Genomic DNA, 12,731 nt, shown 5'->3' with positions numbered 1-12,731 from the left:
TAACGTGCTATCGATCTACAACACGCTCACCAAGAGCAAAGAAGTCTTCAAGCCTCTGGATGGCAATAATGTGCGCATGTACGTCTGCGGGATGACCGTATACGACTACTGCCACATTGGCCACGGTCGCAGCATGGTCGCGTTTGACCTGGTGACCCGCTGGTTGCGGTTCAGCGGTTATAACCTGACGTATGTGCGCAACATCACCGACATTGAAGACAAGATCATCAATCGGGCCAAGGAGAACGGCGAGCCGTTCGACGCGCTGACCGAGCGCATGATCACCGCGATGCACGAGGACGAGGCGCGCCTTAACATCCTCAAGCCGGACATGGAGCCGCGTGCCACCGATCACATCGCTGGCATGCAGACCATGATCCAGACCCTGATCGACAAGGGTTACGCCTACGCACCGGGCAATGGCGACGTGTACTACCGCGTCGCCAAGTTCATGGGCTACGGCAAGCTGTCGCGCAAGAAGATCGAAGACCTGCGCATCGGCGCGCGGATCGAAGTCGACGAGTCCAAGCAGGACCCGCTGGACTTCGTCCTGTGGAAAGGCGCCAAGCCGGGCGAGCCGAGTTGGCCATCGCCGTGGGGCGATGGGCGTCCGGGCTGGCACATCGAGTGCTCGGTGATGTCTACCTGCTGCCTGGGTGAGACCTTCGACATTCATGGTGGCGGCAGCGACCTTGAGTTCCCGCACCACGAAAACGAAATCGCCCAGAGCGAAGCGGCCACCGGCAAGACCTACGCTAACGCGTGGATGCATTGCGGCATGATTCGCATCAATGGCGAGAAGATGTCCAAGTCCTTGAACAACTTCTTCACCATTCGCGACGTGCTGGAAAAGTACCACCCGGAAGTCGTGCGTTATCTGCTGGTGTCGAGCCACTACCGCAGCGCGATCAACTACTCGGAAGACAACCTCAAGGACGCCAAAGGCGCCCTCGAGCGTTTCTACCACGCGTTGAAAGGCCTGCCGAACGTAGCGCCGGCCGGTGGCGAAGCCTTTGTCGAGCGTTTCACCCAAGTGATGAACGACGACTTCGGCACACCGGAAGCGTGTGCGGTGCTGTTCGAGATGGTGCGTGAGATCAACCGTCTGCGCGAGAGTGATCAAGAGGCGGCGGCGGGTCTGGCGGCGCGTCTGAAGGAACTGGCCAGCGTGCTGGGCGTGTTGCAGCTCGAAGCCGATGACTTCTTGCAGGCCGGTGCCGAAGGGCGGGTTGATGCGGCTGAGGTTGATGCGCTGATTGCTGCGCGTCTGGCGGCCCGTGCCGGTAAAGACTGGGCAGAATCGGACCGTATCCGCGACCAGCTGACCGCGATGGGCGTGGTGCTGGAAGACGGGAAGGGCGGCACGACCTGGCGTCTGGCTGACTGATTGCTGCTGATCGTTCCCACGCAGAGCGTGGGAACGATCGGCCAGCTGCGGCTAGCTTGTCACTCGGTCTGGCGCAATCGCTTGTAAAGGGTATTGCGGCTAACCCCGAGCCTGCGGGCCAAATGGGAGATATTGCCTCCGGCCGCCTGCAACTGCCGATTCAAATCCTCAGCATCATTCAAATCCACCGCCAGCGGCTCCGGCGAATCCATCGGCTCCATCTCCAGATCCACAAAAAAATCATCCGGCAAATGCTCCGGCCGCACCGGTTGTTCCTCGGCCATGGCCAGCGCTACCTGCATCACGCTACTCACCTGACGCAAATTGCCCGGCCACGGATGCCGCTCGAACAAGTCCAGCACCTCGCGACTCAATCCCGCCCACTGCGACGGTTCGCGATGCTGTTCCCACAGCCGCTTGAACAACGCCTCTTTATCACTGCGTTCCCTCAACGGCGGCAATTCCAGCGTCAGACCACCAATCCGGTAATACAGATCTTCACGAAACCGCCCGAGCTGAACCTGCTCGCGTAATGAACGGTTGGTTGCCGAGATGATGCGAATATCCACCGGGAACAACTCGCTGCTGCCCACCGGTTGCACACAACGCTCCTGCAACACGCGCAGCAGTCGAGCCTGAGTCGGCAATGGCATATCACCGATCTCATCAAGGAACAGGGTGCCTTGGTCAGCCTTGCGGATCAGCCCAATGCTGCCTTTCTGGTTGGCGCCGGTGAATGCACCTTTCTCGTAGCCAAACAGCTCAGACTCCACCAGTTCGGCGGGGATGGCTGCACAGTTGACGGCAATGAAGGGTTTTTTGCTCCGAGAGCTGGACTGATGCAGGGCTTTGACGAAGACCTCCTTCCCGACCCCGGTTTCACCGTGAATTAACAACGGAATGTCTTTTTCCAGCAAACGCTCGGCCTGGCGCACGGCTTTTTCCACGCGGCTGTCACCGAAATGCAGGGTGTTGAGGCTGATCGCTGCCGGTGGCGCCACCGTGGGTTCGGCGCTCCTGGGTTCAGCACTCTTTGTTTCAGAAAATAGCCGCGCCTGAATCGCGGTCTGTTTCGGCCGCTTCAATAGGCACTGGAAGCGGTTGCGCCCCGAGGTTTGCAAGGCGAAGGGCAGGCCGTCCGGCTGGTTCAGCAACTCCAGCAGCGAAACCTTGAACAGACTTTCGACGCTGACCCGCGACAGGCTGATGCCCAGCAGATTGTCGGCCCGGCGGTTAGCCGACAGCACCTGGCCAGTCTCGTCGAAAATCAGCAGGCCCGCCCATTGGCTGTCGAGGTTGTTCAGTCCAGTGTTAAAGGTCAGCTGGAAATGCTGGCCATGGAACAGGTTGAGGATCAGCCGGTTTTCCACGGTCTGACTCATCATTTTGACCATGCCGAGGGTGTGGGACGGCGGCAGGTAGCTGTCGCTGGACACATCCAGCACCGCGATCACCTTGCGCTCGGCATCGAAAATCGGCGCGGCGGAACCGGTCATGAAACGGTTGGCCTTGAGGAAATGTTCATCGTGCTCGATGTGCACCGCCTGCTCGCAGGCCAGCGCGGTGCCGATCGCATTGGTGCCGCTGCACCGTTCCATCCAGCTGGCGCCGGCGCTGAAACCGCGGGTCAGGCTCGGCTGGATAAATCGCTGAGTGCCCCAGGACGTCAGCACCTGGCCTTGATTGTCGGCGAGCATGATCAGGCAATTTGAGTTACTGAGGATGTTTTCGTAATACGGCAGGACTTCCTGGTGAGTGGTTTGCACCAGTGAGTGCTGGCTCTCCAGCAATTGCGCGATGCCCTCGGCCGGCAGCTGGTCGAACGCCGGGGCGCTCTGATGATTGAGACCAAACGCTCGGCAACGGGACCAGGAGTCCTGAATGATCGCGTCGTGGGAGAGCGGCGAGGCGGGTGCGGCCATGGCAGTCGATCTCTGAGCAAGCTTTATTGTTTTTATGGGTTTTGCATCACGTTCAAACGCTACATAACCGTAGGAGCCAGGCTTGCCGGCGAAGGCGATTTCAAGGACGCCTTCGCCGGCAAGCCTGGCTCCTACAAGGGCCGTGAATAGCCAGTAGAGTGTTGTTCACTATTGTTCATTGTCAACGGTTGGATTGTTCAATTGTTCAGTCGTGGTTGTTCATTTCTGTTCAGCAACGAACGCGATTTTTCTTCCACTTCAAGGATTTTCAAGCCGGATCAATGGCTTGCAATTTCTGGCACGAATGTCGCTCTGTAGCTCCGGTCGCTTGACTCCAATAATAAAAAGGCCGAGCCATGTCATTAACCCTGGAGCACGTCAGCCGCACCGTCGAGGGCCAGACCTGGATCGACGATGCGTGCCTTAGTTTCGAAGCCGGATCCTTCAACGTTTTGCTCGGGCGCACGCTGTCCGGCAAAACCAGTCTCATGCGCCTGATGGCCGGTCTGGACAAGCCCGACAGCGGCCGAATCCTGATGAACGGCGTCGACGTCACCCAGCGCCCGGTGCGTTTGCGCAACGTGTCGATGGTCTATCAGCAGTTCATCAACTACCCGACCATGACGGTGTTCGAGAACATCGCCTCGCCGTTGCGCCAGGGCGGTGTGTCCAATGATCTGATCCAGAGCAAAGTGCTGGAAACCGCGAAGATGCTGCGCATCGAGAAATTTCTCCAGCGCCATCCCCTCGAACTCTCCGGTGGTCAGCAACAGCGCACGGCGATGGCCCGGGCGCTGGTCAAGGACGCCGAGTTGATCCTGTTCGACGAGCCGCTGGTAAACCTCGACTACAAACTGCGCGAAGAACTGCGTCAGGAAATGCGCGAGCTGTTCAAGGCTCACCACACCATCGCCATCTACGCCACCACCGAACCCAATGAAGCCCTGGCGTTGGGCGGCACCACCACCATTCTTCACGAGGGCCGGGTGATTCAGAGCGGCAAGGCTTCCGAGGTTTATCACCAGCCGCAAACCGTGCTGGCGGCGGAGTTGTTCTCCGAGCCGCCGATCAACCTGATGCCGGGGCGTATCGCTGGCAACGAAGTCAGCTTCGCCAATTTCGTGCACTTCCCACTGAACGTCGATCTGCGGCCGGTGGGCGAGGGCGAGTTCCGCTTTGGCGTACGGCCCAGCCATATTTCGCTGGTGCCGAGCAACGACGATGATCTGGAGCTGGCGGTGACCGTCGAGGTGGCCGAGATCAGCGGGTCGGAAACCTTCCTCCATGTGCGCAACGAGCATTTCCTGCTGGTGCTGCACCTGCCGGGCGTCCACGAATACGACGTCGATGCGCCGATTCGGATCTATATCCCGACCCATAAACTGTTTGTGTTCGATAGGCAGGGGCAGCTGGTCCAGGCGCCCGGTCGCCGTATCTCGAGGGTTGCCTGATGGCCGAAATTCGTTTGCAACACCTCGCCCACAGTTACACCCGCACGCCGAGCGGCCCTGAGGATTACGCGATTCGCGAGATGGATCACGTCTGGGAGCAGGGCGGAGCCTATGCCTTGCTCGGGCCGTCGGGTTGCGGCAAGTCGACCTTGCTCAACATCATTTCCGGATTGCTCAGTCCGTCCCAGGGGCAGGTGCTGTTCGACAGTAAAGTGGTCAACGATCTGACCCCGGAGAAGCGTAACATCGCTCAGGTTTTCCAGTTTCCGGTGGTCTACGACACCATGACGGTGTTCGATAACCTGGCTTTTCCGCTGCGCAATCAGGGCATGGCCGAGGCGAAAATTCACAGCAAGGTGCAGGAAATCGCCGAAGTTCTCGATCTCCAGGCGTTGCTGAGCAAGAAGGCGCGCAACCTCACGGCTGATGAGAAGCAGAAAGTCTCCATGGGCCGTGGGTTGGTGCGCGATGACGTCTCGGCGATCCTGTTCGATGAACCGCTGACGGTGATCGACCCGCACCTGAAGTGGAAGCTGCGGCGCAAGCTCAAGCAGATCCACGAGCAGTTCAACATCACCATGGTCTACGTTACTCACGATCAGCTCGAAGCCTCGACCTTCGCCGACAAGATCGCGGTGATGTACGGCGGGCAGATCGTGCAATTCGGTACGCCGCGAGAATTGTTCGAGCGACCGAGCCACACCTTTGTCGGCTATTTCATCGGCAGTCCGGGGATGAACCTGATCGAGGTTCAGCCGCAGCCAGGCGGTGTCGGTTTTGCATCGACCCATTTGCCGCTGTCGGACGCCCAACAGAAACGCATCGCCGAATCCGAGTGGCACACCTTGAAGGTCGGTATCCGTCCGGAGTTCGTCCATGTGTGGGACGAACCCTTTGACGACGCGATGCAGGCACAGGTCGTACACGTCGAAGACCTCGGGACCTACAAAATCATGACCCTGAACCTCGACGGCGCGCCGCTGAAAGTGCGCCTGGCCGAAGACAAGCCAGTGCCTGAGGGAACCGCCTACATCAGCTTCCCGGCACAGTGGTTGATGGTGTATGCCGACGATTACCTGCTGGAGACGCAGCCATGAACAAGGTGCAGAACAACAAGGCCTGGTGGCTGGTGTTGCCGGTGTTTTTGCTGGTGGCGTTCAGTGCGGTGATCCCGATGATGACCGTGGTCAACTACTCGGTGCAGGACATTTTCGACCAGTCCAGTCGCTACTTCGTCGGCGCCGACTGGTACCGGCAAGTGCTGCTCGATCCGCGCCTGCATGACTCGTTGCTGCGTCAGTTCATCTACTCGGGCTGTGTGCTGCTGATCGAAATCCCGCTGGGTATCGCCATCGCCCTGACCATGCCGACCAAGGGCCGCTGGTCATCGCTGGTGCTGATCATTCTGGCGATTCCATTGCTGATTCCGTGGAACGTGGTCGGCACCATCTGGCAGATCTTTGGCCGTGCGGACATTGGTTTGCTCGGCGCAAGCCTCAAGGCCATGGGCCTGAACTACAACTACGCGGCCAACACCATGGATGCCTGGGTCACGGTGCTGGTGATGGACGTCTGGCACTGGACGTCGTTGGTGGCGCTGTTGTGTTTCTCGGGTCTGCGGGCGATTCCGGACGTCTATTACCAGGCGGCACGGATTGATCGGGCGTCGGCCTGGGCGGTTTTCCGCCACATCCAGCTGCCCAAGCTCAAGAGCGTGTTGCTGATCGCGGTGATGCTGCGGTTCATGGACAGTTTCATGATCTACACCGAGCCGTTCGTGCTGACCGGTGGCGGTCCGGGGAATGCCACGACGTTCTTGAGTCAGACCCTGACGCAAATGGCGATCGGGCAGTTCGACCTCGGCCCGGCGGCGGCTTTCTCGCTGGTGTACTTCCTGATCATCCTGTTGGTGTCCTGGCTGTTCTATACGGCCATGACTCACTCTGACGCCAACCGCTGAGGTCTGCCATGAGTAAAAGAAAGCTTATTCCGCTGGTGATCTACATCCTGTTCCTGCTGGTGCCGATCTACTGGCTGCTGAACATGTCCTTCAAGAGCAACACCGAAATCCTCAGCGGCCTGACGTTGTTTCCGCAGGATTTCACCTTCGCCAACTACAAAGTGATCTTCACCGATCCGGCCTGGTACACCGGTTACCTCAACTCGCTGTACTACGTGAGCCTGAACACGGTGATTTCGCTGAGCGTGGCATTGCCAGCGGCGTATGCGTTCTCGCGCTATCGGTTCCTCGGTGACAAGCACCTGTTCTTCTGGCTTCTGACCAACCGCATGGCACCACCGGCGGTGTTTTTGCTGCCGTTCTTCCAGCTGTATTCCTCGATCGGTTTGTTCGATACGCACATCGCCGTCGCGTTGGCTCATTGCCTGTTTAACGTGCCGTTGGCGGTGTGGATCCTTGAGGGCTTCATGTCCGGCGTTCCGAAGGAGATCGACGAAACCGCCTACATCGACGGCTACAGTTTCCCCAAGTTCTTCGTGAAGATTTTCGTTCCGCTGATTGGTTCCGGGATCGGTGTGACGGCGTTTTTCTGCTTCATGTTTTCCTGGGTCGAACTGCTGCTGGCGCGAACCCTGACGTCGGTCAACGCCAAACCGATTGCGGCGGTGATGACGCGCACGGTCTCGGCGTCCGGTATCGACTGGGGCGTGCTGGCGGCGGCGGGGGTGTTGACCATTCTGCCGGGCATGCTGGTGATCTGGTTTGTTCGCAACCACGTGGCCAAGGGCTTTGCCCTGGGCCGGGTCTGAGGAGCTGATGATGGAATGGATGAGTTGGACCGGCCCCACGACGGCGTTCTTCAGCGTCATTGCCTTGATCCTGGTGGGAATGACGACCTGGGAATTGCGTTCGCCGAGCATTCTTCGGCGTGGTTTGTTGCCGATTGCCACCACCCGTGGCGATCGGTTGTTTATCGGTCTTCTCGGCAGCGCCTACCTGCATTTGCTGGTAATCGGCGTCACCGACTGGAGCATCTGGATAGCGTTCGCGTTGTCCTTGGTGTGGCTGTTGGCTGTGATGCGTTGGGGCTAGTCGAATTGCTCGGCAATGTTGCTCCGAAACCTAATAAGGAGGTCTCTATGTTCGACAAAAACAATAAGCTGCGACATAGCATTTCATTGGCAGCCATGCTGGCACTCAGCGGTTTGAGCGCATCTGCCTGGGCCGATGCCTACGAAGACGCGGCGAAAAAGTGGATCGGCAGCGAATTCAAACCGTCCACGCTGACGGCCGATCAGCAGCTCGCGGAATTGAAATGGTTCATCAAGGCGGCCGAGCCGTTTCGTGGGATGAACATCAAGGTCGTCTCGGAAACCATCGCGACCCATGAATATGAATCCAAAGTGCTGGCCAAAGCCTTTACCGAGATCACCGGGATCAAAGTGACCCACGACTTGCTGCAAGAAGGCGACGTGGTGGAAAAGCTGCAGACCCAGATGCAATCGGACAAGAATATCTATGACGGCTGGGTCAACGACTCGGACCTGATCGGTACGCACTTTCGCTACGGCAAAACCGAATCGATCACCGACCTGATGGCCAACGAAGGCAAGGCCTACACCTCGCCGACCCTGGACATCAAAGACTTCATCGGCATCTCGTTCACCACCGCGCCGGACGGCAAGATCTATCAGCTGCCCGACCAGCAGTTCGCCAACCTCTACTGGTTCCGCGCCGACTGGTTCGAGCGGGCGGATCTGAAAGCAAAATTCAAAGAAAAATACGGTTATGAACTGGGCGTGCCGGTGAACTGGTCGGCCTATGAAGACATTGCCAAATTCTTCAGTGAAGACATCAAGGAAATCGACGGCAAGCGCGTCTACGGTCACATGGACTACGGCAAGAAAGACCCGTCCCTGGGCTGGCGCTTCACCGATGCCTGGTTCTCCATGGCCGGCGCTGGCGACAAAGGCATTCCCAACGGCTTGCCGGTGGACGAGTGGGGCATCCGCGTCGAGGACTGCCATCCGGTGGGTTCCAGCGTGACCCGCGGCGGCGACACCAACGGCCCGGCGGCGGTCTATGCAACCACCAAATACGTCGACTGGCTGAAGAAATATGCACCGCCAGAAGCGGCGGGTATGACCTTCTCTGAGTCCGGCCCGGTGCCGTCCCAGGGCAACATCGCCCAGCAAATCTTCTGGTACACCGCGTTTACCGCCGACATGACCAAACCGGGCCTGCCGGTAATGAACACCGACGGCACGCCGAAATGGCGCATGGCGCCGTCGCCGAAAGGTCCGTACTGGGAAGAGGGCATGAAACTCGGTTATCAGGACGCCGGTTCCTGGACCTTCCTCAAGTCCACGCCTGAGAAGCAAAAACTCGCGGCCTGGCTGTACGCGCAGTTCGTGACCTCGAAAACCGTATCCCTGAAGAAAACCATCGTCGGCCTGACGCCGATCCGCGAGTCGGACATCAACTCGCAAGCCATGACCGACCTGGCACCGAAACTCGGTGGCCTGGTCGAGTTCTATCGCAGCCCGGCCCGTGTGCAATGGACCCCGACCGGGACCAACGTGCCGGACTATCCGCGTTTGGCACAACTGTGGTGGAGCCACATCGCCGAAGCCGCCAGCGGCGAGAAAACCCCGCAACAGGCGCTGGATGGTTTGGCCAAGGATCAGGACGCGATCATGACCCGCCTGGAACGCTCGAAGGCGCAAGCCACCTGCGCACCGAAAATGAACCCCGAGCGCGACGCGCAGTACTGGTTGGACCAACCGGGGGCACCGAAGCCTAAACTGGCGAACGAGAAGCCTAAAGGTGAAACCGTGAGCTACAACGAACTGCTGAAATCGTGGGAGGCGGCGCGTAAGTGACATCTGAACTGTGAAACGCAAACGGCACCGCAAGGTGCCGTTTTTGTTTGTGGCTGATAGTCCGTCATCGCGAGCAGGCTCACTCCCACAATGATCTGCGATGTTCACAGCATTTGTAATCGACGCAATACCTGTGGGAGTGAGCCTGCTCGCGATAGCGGACTGACATTCACCATTGATGTTGCCTGACCCACCGCATTCGCGCCCGCGCTCCCACAGGTTTCTGCGCCGAGTGATGCACACCAAAATCATGAAAAAGCCCACACCAAACCCTCCCGAAGCAAACACAGCTACGGACACCGACCCAACATCCCCCTACGCCTCCATCGATGCCAAAAAACTCCACGAAGCTGCCGAACGCGCCCTTGATTACTACCTGAACCCTACCGCTCACGTCATGGCCACGCCCTACACCCCAATCAGATGTTTTTCGCCAATTCCAAAGCCGACACCGAATCCCTGCTGGCCAATGCCAGCGAGTCATTGTCCTCGGCTACGGCTACGGTCATGCTCGGTGACTTCGCCGCGCTGCTGGAAGGCACCCACCGCAAGACCCTGCTGGGTATTGCGTCCAACACCATGGACGGCCCGGAGCCGACAGAGCGGAAATGCTTCGGCGTGGAATTTATTGTTCGACGGGCAAGGGCCCGCCGACATGGTCGCCTGGTGACATCGTTGCAATTTGCGGATAACGCCAACGTGATGGGGTTATTACAATTTCGTCATGTGCGTGAAATGACGACCCTGCAAGTTCAAGTCAGCGCTGCGAGTTGTTCGATCGTCTGCGGAAAGCGTTCAACCAAGCGGATCAATGTCGTGGCTTGGGCATTCGGTGTTGCCCGTCCTTGTTCCCAGTTTTCAAGGGTTCGGGTGTTGGTGCGCAGGTACATGGCGAACACCGATCGGGAAAGGTTGAGCTGTTGGCGGATGGCTACCACTTCCTCGGCAGTGATGGGTACAAGTTTTGGCAACTGAACCTTGTGGCTCCGCAGCGTGACCTTACCTTGGCGCTCGTCGGCCAAGGCTTCGAGGCCCTCCATCAGTTCGGAAAAAATGTCACGTTTCATAGTGGGTTCTCGTATTGATTTCTCTATGCAGCGTTTGTCTGAAAAGTTTTTTCTGGGCTGGCGTCAGGTCGTCTTGCTCGTTTTTGCTGTACACCGTGAACAGCCAGAATTGATCGAAGCCTGACCACCAGTAATAAATCACCCGTAATCCGCTGCGCTTGCCTTTGCCTCGTCGCTGGTCGGAGAAGCGGACTTTGCGCAAACCGCCCGTACCTTCCACGAGATCGCCCGCTTCAGGGTTTTTCAGCAGCTCCAGTTGAAAGCTGCGAAACAGATCGTCATCCAGATAATCGTTTCGGTGTTTCTGGAACGCAGGCAATTCGATAAAAAGAGCATCCATATTCTGTACGCTACCTACGTATAGTGTTGTCTCGATAATCGAATAGGTCAAGGCATCGAAGCCATCCTTTTCGTCCTGGTCTCCAAGGTAGAACCAAGTGCTTGGTTCTGGCTGTAGGACGAAACGGACAATCCCGCGCGAGCTTTCGGGGATTGCAGAAGTAGGGGAGGGCGGCAGTAACAAATCCCACAAACGCAAAAACGGCACCCGAAGGTGCCGTTTCTGTTTTCTACCGAGTACCGCCTAAGCGATCAACCCGCCAACCCCGCCTGCTGAACCAGGATCAGCAACGGCTGCGGATACAGACCGAGGAAGAACGCCAGTGCAGCGATGGCCAGCAGCATCACGCCACCTGCACGTTGTTCCCAGTGCAGTTGCGCATCGTGGCGACGCAGGTTCGGCTCGATCAGGTACAGGGTGACCATGACGCGCAGGTAGTAGAAAACGCCGATGGCGCTGCCCAGTACCAGGGAACCGACCAGCCACCATTGGTGCGACTCGACACCGGTAGCGATGATGTAGAACTTGCCGATGAAGCCCGCGGTCAGCGGGATACCGGCCAGGGACAGCATCATCACGGTCAGGACGGCGGTCAGGTACGGACGGCGCCAGAACAGGCCGCGGTATTCGTACAGGGCATCCGCGTCACGGCCGTTGTACGGCGAGGACATCAGCGTGATCACGCCGAACGCGCCGAGGCTGGTGATCACGTAGGTGACCAGGTACACGCCGATGGCTTCCACGGCCAGACCCTTGCTCGCCACCAGGGCGATCAGCAGGTAACCGAAGTGAGCGATGGACGAGTAACCCAGCAGACGCTTGAGGTTGCTCTGGGTCAGTGCCAGCAGGTTACCGAACAGGATCGACGCAATGGCGATGATGGTCAGAACGTCGCTCAGCACACCGCTGCTCGCCGCCGGGGAGATCTGGAACAGACGCACCATGACCGCGAACACGGCCACTTTCGAAGCGGTGGCCAGGAACGCTGCCACCGGTGCCGGAGCACCTTCGTAAACGTCCGGGGTCCAGAGGTGGAACGGTACCAGCGACAGCTTGAACGCCAGACCGATCAGCATCATGCCCAGGCCCAATTGAGCCAGCGAACTTGGCAGACCAGTAGCCGCGAGGGCCTGGCCGATACCGACGAAGCTCAGGCTGCCCGAATCGGCGTACAGCAGCGCCATACCGAACAACAGGAACGCGGAACCGGCGGCCGACAGCACCATGTACTTGATACCGGCTTCCAGAGAGCGCTTGTTGAAGAAGGCATAGGCCACCAGACCATAGACCGGCACCGACAGCAGTTCCAGACCGACGAACAACCCGGCCAGGTGCTGCGCGCTGACCAGCACCAGGCCACCGGCGGCGGACATCAGGATCAGCAGGTACAGTTCTTCACGGTTACCCGGGTAACCCGAACCACCATCGCCGAGGTAGGCGTGGGCAAGCGTCACACAAGCGAGGGTGGCGACCAGGATCAGCGCCATGTACAAGCAAGCGAAGCTATCGATTTGCAGCAGCGGGGTCACGGCCAATGGCGCGACTTTCAGGGCTGGCAGGATCGACAGCAACGCCAGGTTCAGACCCGCCACGGAAATCAGGAAGGTCTGCGAGTGGTTGCGGCGCCAGGCGATTGCCAGCATCACCACGATGATCGTGGCGCTGGTGATCAACAACGGCGCAAGCGCGATAAAGTGTTGAGTCGTGAATTCCATAGCGCTC

At 58.7% G+C, this 12,731-nt stretch carries 11 protein-coding genes and 1 pseudogene; 8 read left to right on the top strand and 4 right to left on the bottom strand.

Annotation, left to right across the window (positions count from 1 at the left end):
* The first annotated feature begins 4 nt into the window (after nucleotides 1-4).
* A complete protein-coding gene (gene cysS / locus ACYZT5_RS13780) occupies nucleotides 5-1,387 on the top strand; it encodes a cysteine--tRNA ligase (protein ID WP_462051581.1) in 1,383 nt (460 codons plus the stop codon).
* A gap of 59 nt (nucleotides 1,388-1,446) precedes the next feature.
* Here the strand turns inward: cysS and ACYZT5_RS13775 are convergent, their stop codons facing one another.
* Nucleotides 1,447-3,309 carry a sigma-54-dependent Fis family transcriptional regulator gene (locus tag ACYZT5_RS13775; RefSeq protein WP_462051580.1) on the bottom strand — a complete coding sequence of 621 codons (1,863 nt, stop codon included), beginning with the start codon at nucleotides 3,307-3,309 and terminating at the stop codon, nucleotides 1,447-1,449.
* Nucleotides 3,310-3,665: 356 nt separating this feature from the next.
* Between ACYZT5_RS13775 and ACYZT5_RS13770 the strand changes: the two genes are divergently transcribed.
* The 7 genes and pseudogenes from ACYZT5_RS13770 to ACYZT5_RS13740 form a co-directional block, all read left to right on the top strand.
* On the top strand, nucleotides 3,666-4,760 hold the full coding sequence (locus tag ACYZT5_RS13770; protein WP_462051579.1) for an ABC transporter ATP-binding protein: 1,095 nt from the start codon (nucleotides 3,666-3,668) through the stop codon (nucleotides 4,758-4,760).
* On the top strand, nucleotides 4,760-5,857 hold the full coding sequence (locus ACYZT5_RS13765) for an ABC transporter ATP-binding protein (RefSeq protein ID WP_462051578.1): 1,098 nt from the start codon (nucleotides 4,760-4,762) through the stop codon (nucleotides 5,855-5,857). Before ACYZT5_RS13770 ends, ACYZT5_RS13765 begins: the two co-directional genes overlap by 1 nt.
* Nucleotides 5,854-6,720 carry a carbohydrate ABC transporter permease gene (locus ACYZT5_RS13760; RefSeq protein WP_283180876.1) on the top strand — a complete coding sequence of 289 codons (867 nt, stop codon included), beginning with the start codon at nucleotides 5,854-5,856 and terminating at the stop codon, nucleotides 6,718-6,720. Before ACYZT5_RS13765 ends, ACYZT5_RS13760 begins: the two co-directional genes overlap by 4 nt.
* A gap of 8 nt (nucleotides 6,721-6,728) precedes the next feature.
* On the top strand, nucleotides 6,729-7,529 hold the full coding sequence (locus ACYZT5_RS13755; RefSeq protein ID WP_129436919.1) for a carbohydrate ABC transporter permease: 801 nt from the start codon (nucleotides 6,729-6,731) through the stop codon (nucleotides 7,527-7,529).
* 10 nt (nucleotides 7,530-7,539) lie between these two features.
* The gene (locus ACYZT5_RS13750) at nucleotides 7,540-7,812 is read left to right on the top strand and encodes a DUF2160 domain-containing protein (protein ID WP_462051577.1); all 273 of its coding nucleotides are present in this window, start codon (nucleotides 7,540-7,542) and stop codon (nucleotides 7,810-7,812) included.
* Nucleotides 7,813-7,859: 47 nt separating this feature from the next.
* Nucleotides 7,860-9,602 (top strand): ABC transporter substrate-binding protein, encoded by a 1,743-nt coding sequence (locus ACYZT5_RS13745; protein WP_462051576.1) that lies wholly within the window; start codon nucleotides 7,860-7,862, stop codon nucleotides 9,600-9,602.
* 250 nt (nucleotides 9,603-9,852) lie between these two features.
* Nucleotides 9,853-10,190 (top strand): annotated as a pseudogene (locus tag ACYZT5_RS13740) (DUF6124 family protein); the annotation flags it as partial.
* Nucleotides 10,191-10,354: 164 nt separating this feature from the next.
* Here the strand turns inward: ACYZT5_RS13740 and ACYZT5_RS13735 are convergent.
* The 3 genes from ACYZT5_RS13735 to nuoN form a co-directional block, all read right to left on the bottom strand.
* On the bottom strand, nucleotides 10,355-10,669 hold the full coding sequence (locus tag ACYZT5_RS13735) for a helix-turn-helix domain-containing protein (protein ID WP_462051575.1): 315 nt from the start codon (nucleotides 10,667-10,669) through the stop codon (nucleotides 10,355-10,357).
* Nucleotides 10,659-11,009, bottom strand: a complete 351-nt coding sequence (locus ACYZT5_RS13730) for a toxin (RefSeq protein ID WP_462052250.1) — start codon at nucleotides 11,007-11,009, stop codon at nucleotides 10,659-10,661. The genes ACYZT5_RS13735 and ACYZT5_RS13730 overlap by 11 nt, the downstream gene beginning before the upstream one ends.
* A gap of 251 nt (nucleotides 11,010-11,260) precedes the next feature.
* Nucleotides 11,261-12,724 carry an NADH-quinone oxidoreductase subunit NuoN gene (nuoN, locus tag ACYZT5_RS13725; protein ID WP_462004853.1) on the bottom strand — a complete coding sequence of 488 codons (1,464 nt, stop codon included), beginning with the start codon at nucleotides 12,722-12,724 and terminating at the stop codon, nucleotides 11,261-11,263.
* Nucleotides 12,725-12,731: the final 7 nt, after the last annotated feature.

The sequence above is a fragment of the Pseudomonas sp. LB3P14 genome (assembly GCF_054898045.1).
This window is presented reverse-complemented; position numbering and strand designations above follow the sequence as displayed.